The sequence below is a fragment of the Azospirillum agricola genome, assembly GCF_017876095.1.
GTDB classification, from domain to species: domain Bacteria; phylum Pseudomonadota; class Alphaproteobacteria; order Azospirillales; family Azospirillaceae; genus Azospirillum; species Azospirillum agricola.
On sequence record NZ_JAGINM010000038.1, the window covers coordinates 20265 to 36437 of the forward strand.

A 16173-nucleotide genomic window follows, 5' to 3' on the forward strand; every position below is an offset into this window, starting at 1 on the left:
CGGCTGAATGCCGCCTGATTGACGCCAATGTGACGTCATGATGGCGTCATGTCAACGCCATCATGCCGCCCATATGGCGTCATCCAGCTTGCATCGTGAGTTTGCAAGCGACACCGGCAAGGATGGCGGCGGCACCACCCCCCTCGCCAGTGCTGACCCCTCGGCGCCGTCTTACGGAAAAACGCTGCCGTAGCGGGTGAGTTGCCCGAACCAGTGCGGGGTCGGAAGCGGCGCACCCTCACCAGTGCGGATCGGATCGTCAGCCGCCGGGGACAACGCGATGGTCGCATCCTTCACGATCTGGCGCGCAGCATCCCGAGCATCTTCCCGAGAGCCATAGCTGGGGACGGTGACCGTGACGTCCGGCCCGTCAGCCAGAGCCCAACGGACAGTCGAACGCCAGCCTTCGGCGGTGCGCACCGCCGTGAAATCCGTTGCCTCCACGCTCGCCACAGCCGCCAGCTTGCGAGCCAGGTTCCAACGAGCGGCCCGCGCCACCACATCGGCCTCAGCTTCAGAGAGCGACGTGTCGCCCCAAGAGGTGATTACGGGACGGGTGGTCACATTGCCTTCAAGGTGCACTGAGACCTCAGCCTCCGGGCGCCAAACCCGACGTCCACTGGTGCCGATGATGATCTCCTTGTGGGCCAGCGTGACAGTCTCAACAATTTTGAAATTACCGCTCATGCGCTTCCCCTTCGCTTGCATGCATGAGGCGGACACGTAGCGAGTCGGGTAAATCGCTTCAAGAGGACTATTATTTTTAAACGTGCAGCGAAGGGCGACGCAGCAACCACCCTCCCAAGGGTGATTCCGCAATCACCCTCGCCCACGAGGTGGCGGCCGCCCAAGGGTGACAGAGGAATCACCCTTGACCACCCTTTGGCATGCGCTTGCATAGGGGTGGCGACCGCCGCCGTAAGGGTGTCTCTGGAATCACCCATCAGCCGTTCAGCGTGGCGACGAGCAGCTCGACCGCCTTGCGCTCCAGCGTGGCGACGTGGGTGTGCGAACAGTGCAGCGCCTTGGCGACCCGCCGCAGCGAGATGCCCATGGCCACCGCGGTGACCGCCTTCCGCTGGTCGATGCCCTCAAGGAGGAACAGCCACTGCAGCACCACGTCGAGCCGGCCGAGCTCGGACGGCGTGGGCAGGATCCGGATCCGCGCCTCCGACCACCCATAGGCCAGGGCGGCCTGGTGGATGACGTCCGGCATCGAGCTACGCCAGCCGCCCGGGTGGTCCTTCGGGCAGGCCCGCAGCGTCTCCATCGCCTCGGCAAGCCACTCCCGCACCGTTTCCACTGTCCAGCCACCGGAGCCGCCCCACGGCCCCTCCAGGAGCTCCTCGCCCGGCGCCGGCTGCCAGGGCGGGATCGCGGCCGTCGCGGTGTGCGGCGCGCGGCGGTAGTCGTCGTGGGCGCCGCGGCGGCCGCCGACCGGGTAGGACACGGTGCGGGTGGTGGTGGGCATCGTCGGCATCGGGATGTGGCGGGTGTCGCTGATCGAGAAGCGGAGGGATTCGGCCTGGGCCAGCAGGCTGCGCGTCGCCCGGTCTTGCTGGCGCACGGCGCGCTCGCGCAGTTCCCTGGCCGTCAGCTGGCGGGCGGCGCGCCGGTCGCGCCCCTGCTTCTTCCGGCCCATGTCAGACGCCGGCGAGCGGCTGGGTGTTGGTCAGCGCCGACAGCCCCGCGATCAGCGCCGGCACCAGCTCGGGATTGACCATGGCGCCATCGTTGCGCTGCCCGTGCAGGACCTCCTGCGCGATCGCCATTACGTCGCGCGCGTCGACGACGGTGCCGCGCACCAGCTGCTCCTCGAGGAGGCCGAGGGTGGTGTCGTAGGCCTCGGCGTCCAGGCCGATGGTGCGCAGCTTCTCGCGCAGGCCCTGCAGCGTGACAAAGGCCTCGGCGGGCCGCATGGCTTTGATTTCGGCACGGCTGAACGACATGGCCACCTCGCCCATCATGGCTCGTGCCGCTGGAACGGACGGCGCGCCGGCGGCACCGCGGCGGCCGCGACCACGAAGGCCTCGCGCCCCGGCCGGATCGTGACGCCCGGCAGGGTGGCTGCGGCGTCCGGATCGGCCAGGATCGCCGCTTGGTCGATGGAAACATTGTTGCGCAAAAGGGCCGGCCGGTTGCTCTGCAGCCACCGGACCAGCGCCGCCTCGTCGGCGATCGCCAAGCTGTCCGGGCGCGGGTGCCAGCACAGCCGGCCGGTGGTCAGTGTGATCGACCGGGCCCGACCGATGCGGCGCCGGGTCGCCCAGCTCTCCAACCGCGCGGTCAGCGCCTCGATGCGGGCGCGCAGCGGCGCCGCCCGCGTCTCGGCCGCCGCCTGCAGGGCCGCCACGTCGGTGACCAGGTCGGTTGTGACCGCTGCCAGCTGCCGTTCAGCCGATGCGATCGCCACCAGCACCCTGGACGCTTCAGCCGCGTCCTGGATGTCCCCTTCCACCGCCTTTGGCGTGCCCCTTTCGGCCACCCTACACCCCCAAACAGGCGCAGAAAGGGCGCCCCGAAGGTAGGAGTAGTATCACACGATAGGGGTAGAGAATACCACCTTGGAGGACAATTATCCTATCATGCTGCTGCCGCCTGCTCGCCCCGGAGGGCCGCAAGGGTGGCAGCGACGAGGGTCGGTGCCATGGCAGCCAGCACCTTGGTGACCGTCAGCGCCACAACCTCCTCCGAAACGCCCAGAGAAGGCGCGGGAGGGGCTGCTGGGGGCGGTGCCAGGGGGGCGGAGGCCGGCACTGCCTCCGCCCCCTGGCAGGCATCCAGAGCCGCCTTCAGGGCGGTCCGGAGTTCAGGGTCACCGAGTTCCTGGCCGCGGATCAGTCCCTGGAACAGAATCGGGTTGGTCGACTGGAGGGCGCTGACGGCGAGGTTGCCCTTGCCACGATCGCCGAGCAGCCCCCCTGCCCGTTCCAGCAGCGTCTCCAGGTGGCCATCGCTTCGCGCTGCAGCGGCCGCTCGGCTTTCGGCCATGGCACGGCCGACCGGACCGCAGTCGATCGGCAGCATGATGTTCAGCTGGGCGGAGGGGATGGGTGGCTGACCCGGCTGGCGTGGGCCTCGCGTGCGCGCACGCGCGGGGTTAGATCCCTGTTTAACTATATGTTCGGGTGATTCCACGTTCACCCTTATCGAGGCCTCGCTGCCACCCTTATCGGCAGCGATTGCCACCCTTGCCGTGTCCTGGACCGTTTCGGAGCCGGATTTATCCACAGAAAGGGGGCGTGCGGCCGGATTGTCCACAGCCTGGGGGTGGGATTCTTGGGCATCAGGTGCGACAAGAGTGACAGAGGAATCACCCATCGCGTCCTCGCCACCCTTCACGCCCGCGAAATCCGCGCTGGAATGGGTGGTCGTCCTGTCACCCATCCCGCCATCCGCCGTGCGGTCGAACAGGCCGGGAAGGGTGGCCGTCCGGTCACCCTTCTGCCCCTTGCCCTTGCCGAGCTTGGCGAACTGACCACCCTGACGCAGCTTCGCCTCCATGTCCTCCAGCCACCGCATGGAAAACTCCACGCACTTGGTGTCGCCGGCCCCGCGGCCACCCTCGTGGCAGTCGACCAGGATCCCGGTGTCGAGCATGGTGGTGCGCGCGGCCTTGATCGTGCGCGGATGCAGCCCCAGGACCGCCGCCATGGTCGGGACGCCGATCCAGGTGACCAGCGATCCATCGCGCCGGCCGGTTTCCCCGTGCAGATGTTCCAGCATGAGGCCGGCGACCACCTTGTGAGCCTCTGTCAGGTCCGACAGAAGCACCGCGAGACGAAACCGCGCAGCGGTCAGCCGAAAGCCATCGGTCTTTTCCGTCGTCATGGTGTCCCTGCTGCTGCCGGATTCTCCGGCCGCCGGAGTCCCCGGACGGTGGTCAAGTCCCGCTCCATGGCCGCGCAGACGCACTCCGCATCGGACAGGGTCAGGCGCTGGGGATCGAGGCCGAGTGCGCGGCGGACCCACAGGTCCGGCCGCGACCAGGCCGAGCTGATGGGGGCGATCCGGCAAGCGGCCCGCAGCCGCAGCCAAGCCGCGTCCACGCGCTCGTAGGGCGTGCCGCATAAGCGCTGCATCGACTGGTCCATCATCCTCGCTCCCCCTGCACTTCCACCATTCTTGCGGCCGCCGCGCGGCCGTGACCTGTGAACCGCTGCAGCCGGATCCAGCCGCGCAGCTGCCACCCCCGCCGGATCGCCGCGATCGTCTCCGGAGCGGCTGGGTAGCGCGCAAGTGCCGGGTCATCCTGGTCGACGGCATGGCGGAGCGCCGCGAGGATCGCCCCCTCGTCCGGTACGGCGGGCGGCACGTAGCCCCGACCGCCCCGCCGGGCGGATGGGTCGACGAGCCGCGCCGCCCGGGCTTCGCCCTGCTCGGTGAGCCGATACCAGCGGCCAGGGGCGTTCATCGGAGCGGTGCGGATCAGCCCACGGCGGCACAGGAACAGCTCCGGGGCCTGGTAGGCCTGGATCAGCACGCCGTTTTCGGTGACACGATACCCGAACGTCCGCGTTCCGCCGGCGAACGACGCCGGCCCATGCGTGCGCATGAGCAGCAGGATTTTCCGCTGCGTCCGGGAAAGCGACCCGGTGTCGAGCGGTTCAGCCATGATCCGCCGCCTTTCGCCGACGCCGTAACGGCGCTCCAGCCGCCTACCGTCCCCGCGTTCGTCCACGGCATCGTTGCGGGCCGCGTCGCAGCACGTCGAGCAGATCAGGAACTCGGTCCGGGTCCGCTCGTACTCGGCCATGTCGGCGGCGGTGACGACGCCGGCGTCCTCGGCCGGCATGCCCTCCAGGTCGGCGCGGGTCTCGACGATGCGGCGCACCTTCGTGCCGGCATGGATCGGCCCGGCGCACACATGGCACCGGATGGGCGCGGGGGCGTCGACGATCGCGTCGACGACGCGGGTTTCCCGGTCGCCGAAATCGCCGTCGAACGGATCGAAGGACAGCGCGTCATCCTGCTGTTCGGTCGTCTGGTCCATGGCCTCAGCCCTTCCTGGCGGCATTTGCCAGCCGCTTCATCTCGTCCCCGACGACCTTCCGCCAACCCTCGTCGTGCCGGAGCGCGAGCTGGATGAACCAGTGCAGGACGTGGGCCTGTTCGTCCTCGCACCGTCGCTTGATGTCCGCACCGCCCGCCCGAAGAGCATGGGCAACCGGTCCGCTCTGGAAGTTCATGACCCCGAGCGCATCGTGCAGGGCCGGCGTCATCACGTCTGGATAGATCAGCGCTTCCGCCGGCGGCTGAAAGCGCTGGTTCCAGGCGGCGCGAGCGGCTTCCTGGCCGCGACCGTCGTCCGTGATGTAGTCGCCATGCTCCACGATGGGCCCCCGCGCGCCGCAGCCGTCGCAGCGTGCCTGATAGGCGCACAGGTCTTCGCGCTCTACGAAAACGTCGGTGCCGCCGCAGTGCCCGCAGGGGCGGCTCGCCGGAATGGTTGGCTCAGCCATGGTCAGTCCCCCTTGGTCACGACGGCTGGACATGCGGGTCGAACCACAGGCCCTGGCTGGCCAAGGCGTGGGCCGCGTTGTTCATGGAGAGCTGCAGCAGCGACAGGACCAGATCCGCGTTCCCCGGCTGTGCGTTGCTGCCGACGATGGCGGCCGAGAACAGCGCGACCGCCTCCGTCAGCTCCGAGCCGGTCAGGCCGTGCTCCTGGCGGAGGGCCTCCGCCGATGCGCCGAGGGCCATCGCGAAGGCGATGGAGCGCGGGCTGAAGGACGTGGCGTCAGACATGGGCGACTCCATCCAGCGCGTAGTCGGCGGCGTGGGTCTCAAGCAGGGCGATCAGCTGCTCGAGGTGGTCGAGCGGGCCGAGGGAGGGCCGCCGCTTCTGCCCGCCCAGCTCGGTGAAGAGGGCGGCCGCCTCCAGGATGTCGCGGCCGGACAGCACGGCGCCGCCGTTCTTGAAGTGGCGCAGGACCGCACAGTCGGCGTCCAGGTCGGGGTGCAGGCCCTCCGCGATGGCGGCGAAGGGTTGCAGCACCTCCAGGAGCCGGCGGCGGGTGGCGGGGCGGAGCACCAGGGTCGGGGCGGCCATCATGCTTGCCCCCCAGCTGCGGGTGCGGGCGGCTTGGCGGTCACTGGCGCCAGCCAGTCGCGCACCGGCTCGGCGGGCTCGTGCCCGACGATGAAGTCGCAGTCGCTGCACCGGCACAGTTCGTCCGGATGGCAGATGCGGCAGGCCTTGGCGAAACGCAGCCCGACCCAGCCGTCCCGGCCGGTGCCGCGGAAGGTCACGGCGAGGTAGCGATCGCCGGTCCGGATCGGGTGGCCGCACAGGTAGCAATGGTGCGGCTGGCGGGCCTGGTGGAAGCACTGGCGGAGGACGCTGGCCATGGTTCACGCCCCCTTCTTCGGCGGCGCCGGCAGGCGTCGGACGGCGGGGACCTCGCCGATCGGCACGTCCAGCGCGGCGGCGACGGTGCGCAGGGCCTCCTGCCTGATCCGTTCCGCGCCTTCCTTCTGAGCGATCCGGAAGGCCGTCATAAGGCCGATCTCCAGGTTGGTGATCGGGCCGCCCAGCATCGGGAAATGCTGAAGGTCGGCGTAGGTGGCCGCCCCCGGAGGGCGGGCGGCGGCGCGCTCGCGCAGCTCGGGGCGCGAAAGCCATTCGCGGCGGACGGCGCAGTCGGTGCAGAAGAACGGCTCCGGCGCCGGCGGCGGGAGGGTGGCCGCGCCGGGGGCGCTGGCGGAGCCCTGGGACTTCAGCCCGCCGGCGACGGCGGCCGTGCGCAGACGCTCGCGCTGCGCCGGCGTCATGCGGCGCAGCTGGCCGACGACGTCCGCCTCGATCTCGGACAGGCCCGGGACGGCGCCGGCGGCCGCGGCGTCGAACACCTCCACCACCGCGATGGTGATGTCGGTGGCGCGGTCCGTCTCGGACTTGGTGGCGATGTAGATCGCCTGTTTCTTGGTGAGCCAGTATTCGGTCGCGGGACGGCCCCTGCCGCGAATTTGCGCCACCATGGCGCAAATTCGGCCGAGCCGTTGCAGCGCCGGCAGATGGCGCTCGATCAGCTTCCGGATGTCGCGAGGTTGGGCGAACCCCAACCCTTGAGCCAACCGCAGATCCAAGATGCGCGGCTCGTGGTTGATGGTGGTGTTCAGGTCCGTCGGCATAAACGCAGCCGGATCTGTGGCGTCGTCGGCTTCGGCCATGGCGCAAGCTCCCTTGAGGGCGTTGACCACGCCACCCGGAAAGCCTGCTAGAGCCGCCCTGGTGGCGGGAGCTAGCACATGTTCAAGGACATGCCGGGGCGTTACCGCTACCCGACTCCCGCCATAGGGAGACACGCGCCGGACAGAGTCCGAGCGTGAAAAAGGCCGCATCGCAAAAATGCGCGGGCGGCCTGCCGCCTTGAAGGAGTTGCTAGCTCCATAAGGCAACATGGAGAAACCCGTATGCCGGGTCAAGTGGCCGGACCAGGAGACGAAAGAACCTGACTGCGGCACATATCGCTGTATGCAATCGAGGCGCGAGCGGGATCGACTCCCGCTCGCGCGCTGCCTACCATGGTCAACGCCAATCAACCCATGGAGGCAACCTCTATGTCTGAAGTTACTGCTGAACAGAAAATAGATGAACTCGCTAGCCAATTCACCAAATTGAAGAATGAACTTGATTTCCTCAACCATCTTGTTGGAAACACGGAAAAAATCAGGATTGAGGAGAGTTATGGTGATCCAAAGCTCCCCAATCTTCTGAAGTATTCCAAATCCTCGAATGATGAAAAATCGCCAGTCCCGCGAAGTTTGAGGAATGCATATATATCCATCTATTGCCATAACGAAGAAATCAAGAAACTTCAGACCGAAACGGACATTCTCTCCCAATTCATCGTCAGAGCTATAGGTGTCTTGGAAGCCAGAAAAGCCATTCCGCAAGGGGTCATGGGGGCGCTTGCAGAATCGTTCGTCAATGAACTCAACGAGGAAGAGAGGGAGGCGGCCCTTCGCGTCGTGAGCACGCTGGAGCTCTTGATGTAACTCACCGTTGGCCCGCAGTCCGAAAAAGTCCCCCACCAGCTTGCGGGCTGGCGGGGGGCAGGCCCAGGAGGAACCCAAGGAATTCCGGAAACCGCCTTCAACCCGGTGAGCGAAAAATTTCGCCCGGCCCGTTTCTGGATAATGTACCTTCGAGGGGTATTTCTTACCCTCGTACCGTCTCCGGAAACCCCGAGCATGAGCAAGGACACCGAACTGTTTGAGAAACTGGACACGCTGATCGGCATGGTCCGCGACGTGCAGGCCGAACAGCGCCGGCACGCCGAGGCCATCGCCGAATTGCGTGGGGAAATGCGCGGCCTGTCGTCCTGGCTGTCCAGCATGGACCAGCGCTTCGTGGCGATCATGCGGCCGTACGAGCCCCCGGCGGCACGGCCGGCGCCGCCCGCCGTGAGCGGATAGGCCTGAGAGGGCGCGATGACCAGCAACGATAAAGCTGACGAACTCGACATCGCCGAAGAGACCGCCAAGCTCGCCGCGAATGTGGCGGTCCTGGAGGACCGCATCGGTCGTGGTGACCGTGCCCTTGAGGGCGGCCCCGCGGCTTCCGATCACGCCAGCCAGGACGAGCGGATCGCCTACCTGGAGGGGCGCGTGGACGAACTGTCCCGGACCCTGAACGCCCTGATCGCCGCCTTGGCGGGGTCGCGCACCGCGCCCGAATAGTCCGGCGCCGGTCAAGACACCAACTCCCCATCATCGACGCGCTGGGCCGCCCGCACCTTCGCCGGCAGCGTCTCCACCAGCTGGCCCACCAGCTCGGCGATCCGGTTGCTGGGCAGGTCGTCGAGCTCGGCGGCGCCGGACGGCAGGTTGCTCAACCCGTCGCCGTCGACGAACCCGCCAACGGCTTGGCGCGCGGTGGCCAGGGCCGCGCGCAGGGCCTGCACCTCGGCCTCGAGCTCGCCGAGGCGGGCGTCCTCGGCGGCGTAGGCCTCGGCGAAGACCGAGCGCAGGAACTCGCCGTCCCACCGCGCCACCATCTCCTCGAACAGCCACATGCGCGGCGCGTAGCCGCCCAGCAGCTTGTTGGCCAGGGGGACGCTGATCCCGAGTTCGTTGGCGACCGCCTTGGCGCGCGGGGCGTCGAACCGGGCGCGCAGATAGGCGCGGGTGCGCGGGCCAACTCCATGAACTGTATCATTCATGGCGCTTGGGTCCCCCGTGCCGCCGACAGTACGGTCGGGCCTCTCGCATTGCGCGTCGACCATGGCCCTGGATTCCCGCACCCCGCATACCCCAGTATGTCGGCAAGGCGTACAGCCAAGCCCGAGAACCGGGCTCTGGCGGGATCGACGCGGCACGCCGCACGCAGCCGTCGCGTGAGGCAGAGGGGAGAGGGCGGGAATGGCGAGCCGTTATCGATGGGGAGACGTGCAGCATGGATCGTCAGCCCTTGACGCCGGCGTGCTTGGTGGAGCGGCGCGGTTGACCGCGCGGTCGGACCGGCAGCCGGTGCATATGGAACCGCTTCAGGACGGTGCGCCCGGCGAGGCCGCACTCGGCGCCGAGGACATCGAGGTTGGCGCCAGCCAGATAACGGCGGTGCAGCTCCAGGAGCTGCACCACGCGGTCTCCGGGCGCGACAAGGTGTGTTTGCGTCATCCGCAGCCTCTTCAACCGGAACACAAACAAATTAATAGCTTTGAAGAAGCTATTAAGCAACCTGGGATTATAAGCGCGCCAAGTGCAAATACGCCGCACCGCGATAAAGCCATAATCCCGGCCATGCCGATCCGTTCCAAGTTCCCCGAGAGGCCGTACCTGGAAGTCGGCCAACGCGTCGAAGCCACGCGTCTGCTTGCCGGCCTCACGGTCATTGAGATGGCCGAGCTGATGGGCGTCTCGCAGTCCCGCTACACCGTCCTTCAGTACGGCCGAGCTCTTCCCGACGCTGAAAAGCTGGAACCGCTGTGCGACCACTTCGGCTTGTCGCTGGACTGGCTGTATCGGGGGATCACCGCAATGATTCCGCTGGGCATCCACCGCCAGTTGGAGCAGCACCTACAGTCGCTGGTCGACGAGGAGGGCCGTCCCCACCAGCGCAAACCCGGCCGGCCTTTCGGCACCGGCGGCACCCCACGCAAGAAAGCGGCGAAGGACCCGACCTGACGGACGGAGCCGCCCGATGGCGGCGTCCGACATTCTAGGTCCTGCTTAGCATTTCCGTTATGGAAACACTGCCCGAACTCTGGAAGAAGCGGCAAGCGGCGGTGCGCCGGATCGAGCGCGCAACCCAGCCGGCCCCCCCTGCCCTTGCGGCCGAAACCCACGCCCTGACCGTCGCGGTCGCCGGCCACCCGATCGGCAGCGACGCCGACATTGACGTGAAGCTGACCCTGGCGCGCGAGCTGGCGGCGCATGCACCGGACGCCGCGCTCCTGCTCAAGCTGCTCGACACGCTCCAGGAAGGGCTCCCCGCTACACGCAGCGCGCGACTGCCGGGGGCAAGGGTTGCGGAACTTATTAGCGCAAAAAAGGCCAATAAGGCGAATTTCCCACTTTAATAATAGCTCTCATGATGTAATTAATTGAGCGGATCACAACCGCCGAATTGCCATCATGACGGCTATTCCCGAGCATCTCAAGACCGTCCAGGACCTGTGCCGGATCGCGCGCCGCGTGTATCAGCCAGCCCCTGTGCCCAGCGCCACCGAGCGGCAGGACGCTGTCCGGCACATGGTGGCGACCGGCCGGGTGACACTGGACGGATACCCCTGCGCGCCGGATCTGGCGGATGGAATCCTCGCCATCTGCCGCCAACGCGGCTGGATCGTCCGGTCCCGGCTGACCGCCGCCGCCCGGCGACAGGCGGAGGAGGGCCACCACCCCGCCCGCCTACAGGAACTGGGAGCGGCCGATGCCTGACACCACCCTCCTCCTCAGCCCGCTGGCCACCAACCTGCACAGCCGGATCCAGGCCGCTGGGTTGGACCGTGCCGCCTTCGCCAGGGTGACCGGGATCCGGCGGGACACCCTGGACCGTCTGTTCGCCGGCAGGATCGTCGATCTGCCGCATGTCGACTTGGCTGCAGCCGCGGACTATTTCGGCGTGGCGCCGACCATACTGACGGCCCGCATCCGCCCAGAAGCGACTGACGTTCCGGCGGGTGCGAATGCGCTTCACGGTCATACCCTCCTGCCGCTCCGGAGCATCCGCCGCTCCGACCGGAATCCCCGCAAGCACTTCGATCCGGAGGCCCTACAGACGCTGGCGGACTCCATCCGGACGAACGGGATCCAGCAGAACCTGGTGGTGCGCTACGATCCACAACCCGGTGAGCCGGATTATGCAATCGTCGCCGGCGAGCGGCGGTTCCGGGCCGCGCATCTGCTGGCCAACGTCGGCGAGCTGGATCCGGACGCGCCGCTGATCCCGGTCAAGATCGTCGACGTCGACGACGCGCGCCACACCGTCCTCGCCATCCTGGAGAACCTACAGAGGCAGGACGTCAACCCGCTCGAGGAGGCGCAGGCCTTCGCCGACCTGATCGCGCTGGATCCGGATACGTGGGGGCCGAGCCGAATCTCGAAGGAGGTCGGTTGCAGCCGCCGCCATGTCCAGCTCCGCCTTGGCCTGCTCGAGAAGCTGTGTGGTGAAGCGCAAGACCGCCTGCGGTCCGGCACGATCACCATCATGCAGGCTTACGTCCTCGGCACCACCACGTCCCAGCGCCAGCGGGAGATCCTGAAGAACATCGACCGCTACGGCACGTTACAGCAGCTACGCGACGCGGTGACCGACGGCTTGGTCCCGACGACCCGGGCCAAGTTCGACTTGGAGACCTTCACCGGCCGCCTCGTCACGCTGGACAACGGCGCCCGCTACTTCGCCGACCGTGACGAGTTCCTGGCGGCGCAGCGCGCCCATGGCCAAGCCCTGGCCGAGCGGTTGAAAGAGGGGTGGGCATGGGCGGAGTTCCTGGAGGACACTTACTTTCCGTCCGCCCGTTTCGAAGCCGAACGCAGCCATGACGCCGGCGCCGGCGTCCTGGTGCTGATGCACCCGGTCACCGGCGTCATCACGGTTCATGACCAGCTGATGCCGCGCGCGCCCAAGCCGCCGGCGCCGGTGGCGCCGTCCCGCGCGGCGGCCGCCAGCCCGGCCGGGCAGACCAAGCAGCTGCTGGTCGACTTCCTGGGCACGGATCCGGACACCGCCGACGGACTGGTCCGGACGGCGGAAGCCGTCGGCAAGGCGGTCGCGCACGTCAACGACCAGACCCGCCGGGCCCAGGAAACGGAGACGGCGCGGTTCCACACCGCTCTGTCCGACCGGATCAAGCGCGACAGCCGCACGGCCATCGCGGTGCTGCTCGCCGACGCGCTGCGTCTCGACGAGGGCGGCTTGCTGGAGGGAACACCCAGCGATGATTACGGGCTGCCGGCGTCCGTGTTTCGGGGGCCGGACGGACCGCTGAAGCATCTGGCGCAGCACGTCACCAACATCGGCCGGGGCCGTGTGGCGCTGATCGAGGACACGGCTGCGGCGGAGGAAGCGTTGCACGGTCTGATGGGCACGCCGATGCTGCTCCTCCTGGAGGCGCTTGCCCTTTGGACGGCGGACCACCTGATCATCCCTGAAGGCACCGAGTTGCCGATCGCTATGCGCGAGCTGGCGGTGGCGCACGCGATTCCGATTCCCACCCATCTGCGGGGTGGATTGACGGGGCCGGACCACGCGGTGGAGGAGTTCCGCCAGGACGACGAGGCGGAGGAGCCCGAGGAGGACGTCCCCGCGTGGGCCGACCGTGAGCGGCCGGTCCGCACCTGGGACGCGCCCCCCGCCCCGGCGCCGGCGGCCACCCCGCGCGTCGTCTGCAGCTCGACAGGGCCGATCGACGCGAAGCTGCTGGAGCGCTTCGCTGTCGCGGCCGCCCCGCTGCTGACCGGCAAGGACCTGTCGGTCAACCTCGCTGACAGCAAGGTCGGCCTTCGGCTGTCGCTGAAGCGCGGCGAAACGGCGGTCTACGACGTCAGCGGCTACTACGATGACCGCGGCTGCTGCTTCTCGTGGGGCTGCATGTCCAAGACACGCGTCACGGCCTTCCTGCGCGCCTGGCTGCGCCAGAAGGGCGGCTGACCCCCGATCCGGCCCGGCATCGCCGGGCCTTCCTCCTGTGGCCCTGTCCCTTGTCCAGCAGGCGCCCCAGGGTCGGCCGCCGGTCTCCACCTTGCCCCGCCGACGGCCGTCCACCACCCCCCAGACCTTTTGGAGGCCCTGCCATGCCACCCGCCCCCACGCACGCCGCCCTGAAGGGCAAAGCCCAGCTGGAGCCCTACTATCACGACTGCCTGGACGAGATCGCCAAGCGCACCGGAATCGCCGACGGCGCCACGCTGCTGGACGCGCTGCTCGACCAACCCGGCCAGACGGCCCACAGCATCCGCTCCTTCGTGATCGGTTACTACCGCGGCCAGCCCGCCCGCATGCCAACGACGTCGTCGGCGGCATGACACCCGCCCTCCCAGCGCCGGGCGAACCCGGCGCCGCCACCCTGCCCCGAGCCAGGATGCCCCATGGCGCGCGCGCCTGACCTGCCCCAGCTGTTCGACGAGGCCGAGCTGACGCGCCGGATCGGTGTGCCGCAGGACCTGCTGCGCGCCGAGCGTGACGCCGGCCGGCTGAGCTATTACACGATCGCGGGAAGCTGCTGGTACAGTGCGGACATCGTGCAAGCGTGGCTTGCGAGGGTGAGGGAATGCCCAGAAAAAACTCCGGCCCCCACCTCGTCTGGCTCAAGAAGCGCAAAGCCTATTACATCTCCTTTACCGAAAAGGGACGCTCCCGCCTCGTCTCCACAGGTCAAAGAGATCGCGGACTCGCTCAAAAGGCGCTCGCGGACTTCCTCGCGACCCGATCCATCGCAACGGACCCCGCTGCTGGTCGTCTCCGGGGGCCAGCCGAGTTGAGCATCGAGCAAGCCCTCGTCTGGTACGGACTGGAGCACGCGCCCGACGTGGAGGCGCCGCGCGCGATCGGCACGGCGATCGACCACCTGTCGGCCTGGTGGGGGACGCGGGTCGTTGCGGAGATCACCAAGGCCACCGTGTCGGCCTACCGCCGGCATCGGGAATCCACCGGCCGCGGCCGCGGGCTGCGCAAGGACGAGCCGTCCGCCGGCGTCTCGCCGGCAACGGTCGACCGCGAGCTGGTCGTGCTGCGCGCCGCGGTCAATTGGGCCCACGAGAACGGCCGCCTGACCACGCCGCTGAAGCTGGAGACCGGTCCACAGCGGCCGAGCCGGGATCGTTGGTTGACCGTCAGCGAGGCGGCCCGGCTGCTGTGGCAGTCGCGCCAGTCGCCGGCGCACATCCAGCTGTTCACCGCTCTCGCCCTCTACACCGGCGCACGCCACGCGGCGATCGTCGACTTGACCTGGGACCAAGTCGACCTACAGGCCGGCACTATCCGCTACCTGCCGGTCGGCCGGACCCAGACGGCCAAGCAGCGCCCAACCGTCCCGATCCCGCGCCCCCTCCTCCGGCTGCTGAAGAAGGCCCGGAATACAGCCAAGAATCCGTACGTCATCACTTGGCGCAACAAGCCGGTGGAGAGCTGCCGAACGGGCTTTCGCACACTGGTGACCCGCGCCGGCCTCGCCGGCGTCACACCGCACGTCCTCCGCCACACGGCCGGGACCTGGATGGCCCAGAGGGGCGTCGACACTTGGCAGATCTCCGGCTTCCTCGGCCATTCGGAGGCCCGCACGACGGCGCTCTACAAACACCACAGCCCCAACTTCCTCGGCCAGGCGCGGGCGGCCATGGAGGGCCGCCGCCGCCGGTAGGCCTCCCATCGCTGAACCTACCAGGGGGCACGCCATAGAACGGGCGAGAATATACGCTAAGCGGACAAAGCCGGAACATCATGCGGCCAAGAGTTCGGTTGGCGCGCGCAATAGGCGATAGCCGACCGTGCTTGGCACACGGTTCGCGCTCCAGAGATAGTCGCCGGTCAGGTTAATGTGTTGCCATCCAAGGGGCGCGAGATGGCTCAGCATCTCGTCGGGAATCCGCTCGCCCCCGGCGCGCAGGGAATCGATGGCCAGCTCCATATAGACGGTGTTCCAGAGGATGATTGCGGCCACGACCAGGTTGAGGCCGCCGGCACGGTGCTGCTGGTTCTCCGGCGTGCGGTCGGGGATGCGCCCAAGGCGGTGAAAGCACACGGCGCGGGCGAGTCCGTTGCGGGACTCCCCCTTGTTCAGTTCGGCTGTGGCTTGGCGGCGAAGTGCCGGATTTTGCAGCCATTCCAAGGTGAAAGCTGTTCGTTCAATGCGCCCCACCTCCCGCAACGCCAATGCCAGCCCGTTCTGCCGTGGGTAGGAGCCCAGGCGCTTCAGCATCAGCGAGGCCGGCACGGCGCCGGTTCGGATCGAGGTGGCCAACCGCAGCACGTCGTCCCAGTGCGCCTGGATCAGCGCCTCGTTGATCCGCCCGGCGATGAATGGCTCCAGACGCGGCCAGGCCGCCGCCGGCCCGAAGGTGTAAAGGCGCCGGTCGTGCAGGTTCGGAATGCGCGGCGCGAAACGAAATCCCAAGAGACTGCATAGGGCGAAGACGTGGTCAGAGACTCCGCCACCATCGACATGATGGACGGCGATCCCGGCATCCGTGCCATGGTAGAGAAGGCCGTCGATAACGTGAGCCGCCTCGCTCTCCGCCACCGAGATGGCCTTGGTGTGGTAGGGCGCGTAGCGGTCGGAGATGTGGGTGTAGAAGGAGATCGCCGGGCCGGTCCCCTTGTGTGGGTTGACGGCCCCGGTCACCTCGCCCCGCCCGCTGAGCGGGAAATGCTGACCATCGGAACTGGACGCCGTCCCGCTGCCGAAGCGGGCGGCAAGGGGCTGCCCCTGCTGAGCTGCCACGATCCGGGCCAGAGCCCGGCCATAGGCATCGGGGGGCGAGTAGCAAGCGAACGGAAAACCTAGGTAAGCGCTGCATGCTGGCCTGCTACTTCGGCACTGAGTGTCGGCGTGCACGGAGCGCCATTTTAATAGCCCTTCCTAGTCACAAAAGACCAGGGGGAGGTCGTATAGGACTAGGGAAGAAGTAAGAATAAACATTTATAAATTCAATGACTTACTCCCCCCAGTAGGAATTGACATCCCATGCTAGACATATCATGTTTGGGGTGTAGGGTTCTTGAGG

The 16173-nt window shown here is 67.8% G+C and carries 22 protein-coding genes and 1 pseudogene; 9 read left to right on the forward strand and 14 right to left on the reverse strand.

Going from position 1 to position 16173, the window contains the following annotated elements; all coding sequences use genetic code 11:
• Positions 1-171: 171 nt before the first annotated feature.
• The 12 genes from J2847_RS31950 to J2847_RS32005 form a co-directional block, all read right to left on the reverse strand.
• Positions 172-687 (reverse strand): hypothetical protein, encoded by a 516-nt coding sequence (locus tag J2847_RS31950; protein WP_209782769.1) that lies wholly within the window; start codon positions 685-687, stop codon positions 172-174.
• A 256-nt stretch (positions 688-943) separates the two neighbouring features.
• Positions 944-1642 (reverse strand): DUF6362 family protein, encoded by a 699-nt coding sequence (locus J2847_RS31955; protein WP_209782770.1) that lies wholly within the window; start codon positions 1640-1642, stop codon positions 944-946.
• A gap of 1 nt (position 1643) precedes the next feature.
• Positions 1644-1967 (reverse strand): hypothetical protein, encoded by a 324-nt coding sequence (locus tag J2847_RS31960; protein ID WP_209782771.1) that lies wholly within the window; start codon positions 1965-1967, stop codon positions 1644-1646.
• Positions 1964-2419 carry a host-nuclease inhibitor Gam family protein gene (locus J2847_RS31965; RefSeq protein WP_209782772.1) on the reverse strand — a complete coding sequence of 152 codons (456 nt, stop codon included), beginning with the start codon at positions 2417-2419 and terminating at the stop codon, positions 1964-1966. The genes J2847_RS31960 and J2847_RS31965 overlap by 4 nt, the downstream gene beginning before the upstream one ends.
• A 164-nt stretch (positions 2420-2583) precedes the next feature.
• Entirely contained in the window at positions 2584-3831 is a 1248-nt protein-coding gene (locus J2847_RS31970; RefSeq protein ID WP_209782773.1) for a hypothetical protein, read from the reverse strand.
• Complete coding sequence (locus J2847_RS31975; protein ID WP_209782774.1) at positions 3828-4082, reverse strand: hypothetical protein; 255 nt, start codon at positions 4080-4082, stop codon at positions 3828-3830. The genes J2847_RS31970 and J2847_RS31975 overlap by 4 nt, the downstream gene beginning before the upstream one ends.
• An 11-nt stretch (positions 4083-4093) precedes the next feature.
• Entirely contained in the window at positions 4094-4993 is a 900-nt protein-coding gene (locus tag J2847_RS31980) for a hypothetical protein (RefSeq protein ID WP_209782775.1), read from the reverse strand.
• A 4-nt stretch (positions 4994-4997) separates the two neighbouring features.
• A complete protein-coding gene (locus J2847_RS31985) occupies positions 4998-5462 on the reverse strand; it encodes a Lar family restriction alleviation protein (protein WP_209782776.1) in 465 nt (154 codons plus the stop codon).
• A gap of 16 nt (positions 5463-5478) precedes the next feature.
• Positions 5479-5748 (reverse strand): hypothetical protein, encoded by a 270-nt coding sequence (locus tag J2847_RS31990; RefSeq protein ID WP_209782777.1) that lies wholly within the window; start codon positions 5746-5748, stop codon positions 5479-5481.
• Positions 5741-6055: a hypothetical protein gene (locus J2847_RS31995; protein ID WP_209782778.1), complete on the reverse strand. Its 315-nt coding sequence runs from the start codon at positions 6053-6055 to the stop codon at positions 5741-5743. Before J2847_RS31995 ends, J2847_RS31990 begins: the two co-directional genes overlap by 8 nt.
• Positions 6052-6351, reverse strand: coding sequence for a hypothetical protein (locus J2847_RS32000; protein WP_209782779.1), 300 nt, complete (start codon positions 6349-6351; stop codon positions 6052-6054). Before J2847_RS32000 ends, J2847_RS31995 begins: the two co-directional genes overlap by 4 nt.
• Before the next feature lie 3 nt (positions 6352-6354).
• Complete coding sequence (locus J2847_RS32005; protein ID WP_209782780.1) at positions 6355-7173, reverse strand: hypothetical protein; 819 nt, start codon at positions 7171-7173, stop codon at positions 6355-6357.
• A gap of 390 nt (positions 7174-7563) precedes the next feature.
• Between J2847_RS32005 and J2847_RS32010 the strand changes: the two genes are divergently transcribed.
• The 3 genes from J2847_RS32010 (at position 7564) to J2847_RS32020 (ending at position 8685) form a co-directional block, all read left to right on the forward strand.
• Positions 7564-8001 (forward strand): hypothetical protein, encoded by a 438-nt coding sequence (locus J2847_RS32010; RefSeq protein WP_209782781.1) that lies wholly within the window; start codon positions 7564-7566, stop codon positions 7999-8001.
• Positions 8002-8196: 195 nt separating this feature from the next.
• On the forward strand, positions 8197-8421 hold the full coding sequence (locus J2847_RS32015) for a hypothetical protein (protein ID WP_209782782.1): 225 nt from the start codon (positions 8197-8199) through the stop codon (positions 8419-8421).
• Between the two features lie 15 nt (positions 8422-8436).
• Positions 8437-8685, forward strand: coding sequence for a hypothetical protein (locus J2847_RS32020; protein WP_209782783.1), 249 nt, complete (start codon positions 8437-8439; stop codon positions 8683-8685).
• 11 nt (positions 8686-8696) lie between these two features.
• Here the strand turns inward: J2847_RS32020 and J2847_RS32025 are convergent, their stop codons facing one another.
• Positions 8697-9167 (reverse strand): hypothetical protein, encoded by a 471-nt coding sequence (locus J2847_RS32025; protein ID WP_209782784.1) that lies wholly within the window; start codon positions 9165-9167, stop codon positions 8697-8699.
• Between the two features lie 199 nt (positions 9168-9366).
• Here J2847_RS32025 and J2847_RS32030 point away from each other — a divergent pair, with 199 nt between their 5' ends.
• From J2847_RS32030 to J2847_RS32055, 6 genes are all read left to right on the forward strand, one after another.
• A complete protein-coding gene (locus tag J2847_RS32030) occupies positions 9367-10131 on the forward strand; it encodes a helix-turn-helix domain-containing protein (protein ID WP_209782785.1) in 765 nt (254 codons plus the stop codon).
• 59 nt (positions 10132-10190) lie between these two features.
• Positions 10191-10526 carry a hypothetical protein gene (locus J2847_RS32035; protein WP_209782786.1) on the forward strand — a complete coding sequence of 112 codons (336 nt, stop codon included), beginning with the start codon at positions 10191-10193 and terminating at the stop codon, positions 10524-10526.
• 55 nt (positions 10527-10581) lie between these two features.
• Positions 10582-10887 carry a hypothetical protein gene (locus tag J2847_RS32040; RefSeq protein ID WP_209782787.1) on the forward strand — a complete coding sequence of 102 codons (306 nt, stop codon included), beginning with the start codon at positions 10582-10584 and terminating at the stop codon, positions 10885-10887.
• On the forward strand, positions 10880-13102 hold the full coding sequence (locus J2847_RS32045; protein WP_209782788.1) for a ParB/RepB/Spo0J family partition protein: 2223 nt from the start codon (positions 10880-10882) through the stop codon (positions 13100-13102). Before J2847_RS32040 ends, J2847_RS32045 begins: the two co-directional genes overlap by 8 nt.
• A gap of 143 nt (positions 13103-13245) precedes the next feature.
• Positions 13246-13476, forward strand: a complete 231-nt coding sequence (locus J2847_RS32050; protein ID WP_209782789.1) for a hypothetical protein — start codon at positions 13246-13248, stop codon at positions 13474-13476.
• A 452-nt stretch (positions 13477-13928) separates the two neighbouring features.
• Positions 13929-14810, forward strand: a complete 882-nt coding sequence (locus J2847_RS32055) for a tyrosine-type recombinase/integrase (protein WP_209782790.1) — start codon at positions 13929-13931, stop codon at positions 14808-14810.
• A gap of 78 nt (positions 14811-14888) precedes the next feature.
• Here J2847_RS32055 and J2847_RS32060 read toward each other — a convergent pair.
• Positions 14889-15920: pseudogene (locus J2847_RS32060) on the reverse strand (Tn3 family transposase); the annotation flags it as partial.
• Positions 15921-16173 lie beyond the last annotated feature (253 nt).

Excerpts from the sequence above, each read along its gene's own strand:
- J2847_RS31950 (WP_209782769.1), bottom strand. The coding sequence starts at position 687 with ATGAGCGGTAATTTCAAAATTGTTGAGACTGTCACGCTGGCCCACAAG.
- J2847_RS31955 (WP_209782770.1), bottom strand. The coding sequence starts at position 1,642 with ATGGGCCGGAAGAAGCAGGGGCGCGACCGGCGCGCCGCCCGCCAGCTG.
- J2847_RS31960 (WP_209782771.1), bottom strand. The coding sequence starts at position 1,967 with ATGATGGGCGAGGTGGCCATGTCGTTCAGCCGTGCCGAAATCAAAGCC.
- J2847_RS31970 (WP_209782773.1), bottom strand. The coding sequence starts at position 3,831 with ATGACGACGGAAAAGACCGATGGCTTTCGGCTGACCGCTGCGCGGTTT.
- J2847_RS31975 (WP_209782774.1), bottom strand. The coding sequence starts at position 4,082 with ATGCAGCGCTTATGCGGCACGCCCTACGAGCGCGTGGACGCGGCTTGG.
- J2847_RS31980 (WP_209782775.1), bottom strand. The coding sequence starts at position 4,993 with ATGGACCAGACGACCGAACAGCAGGATGACGCGCTGTCCTTCGATCCG.
- J2847_RS31985 (WP_209782776.1), bottom strand. The coding sequence starts at position 5,462 with ATGGCTGAGCCAACCATTCCGGCGAGCCGCCCCTGCGGGCACTGCGGC.
- J2847_RS31990 (WP_209782777.1), bottom strand. The coding sequence starts at position 5,748 with ATGTCTGACGCCACGTCCTTCAGCCCGCGCTCCATCGCCTTCGCGATG.
- J2847_RS31995 (WP_209782778.1), bottom strand. The coding sequence starts at position 6,055 with ATGATGGCCGCCCCGACCCTGGTGCTCCGCCCCGCCACCCGCCGCCGG.
- J2847_RS32000 (WP_209782779.1), bottom strand. The coding sequence starts at position 6,351 with ATGGCCAGCGTCCTCCGCCAGTGCTTCCACCAGGCCCGCCAGCCGCAC.
- J2847_RS32005 (WP_209782780.1), bottom strand. The coding sequence starts at position 7,173 with ATGGCCGAAGCCGACGACGCCACAGATCCGGCTGCGTTTATGCCGACG.
- J2847_RS32010 (WP_209782781.1), top strand. The coding sequence starts at position 7,564 with ATGTCTGAAGTTACTGCTGAACAGAAAATAGATGAACTCGCTAGCCAA.
- J2847_RS32015 (WP_209782782.1), top strand. The coding sequence starts at position 8,197 with ATGAGCAAGGACACCGAACTGTTTGAGAAACTGGACACGCTGATCGGC.
- J2847_RS32020 (WP_209782783.1), top strand. The coding sequence starts at position 8,437 with ATGACCAGCAACGATAAAGCTGACGAACTCGACATCGCCGAAGAGACC.
- J2847_RS32025 (WP_209782784.1), bottom strand. The coding sequence starts at position 9,167 with ATGAATGATACAGTTCATGGAGTTGGCCCGCGCACCCGCGCCTATCTG.
- J2847_RS32030 (WP_209782785.1), top strand. The coding sequence starts at position 9,367 with ATGGCGAGCCGTTATCGATGGGGAGACGTGCAGCATGGATCGTCAGCC.
- J2847_RS32035 (WP_209782786.1), top strand. The coding sequence starts at position 10,191 with ATGGAAACACTGCCCGAACTCTGGAAGAAGCGGCAAGCGGCGGTGCGC.
- J2847_RS32040 (WP_209782787.1), top strand. The coding sequence starts at position 10,582 with ATGACGGCTATTCCCGAGCATCTCAAGACCGTCCAGGACCTGTGCCGG.
- J2847_RS32045 (WP_209782788.1), top strand. The coding sequence starts at position 10,880 with ATGCCTGACACCACCCTCCTCCTCAGCCCGCTGGCCACCAACCTGCAC.
- J2847_RS32050 (WP_209782789.1), top strand. The coding sequence starts at position 13,246 with ATGCCACCCGCCCCCACGCACGCCGCCCTGAAGGGCAAAGCCCAGCTG.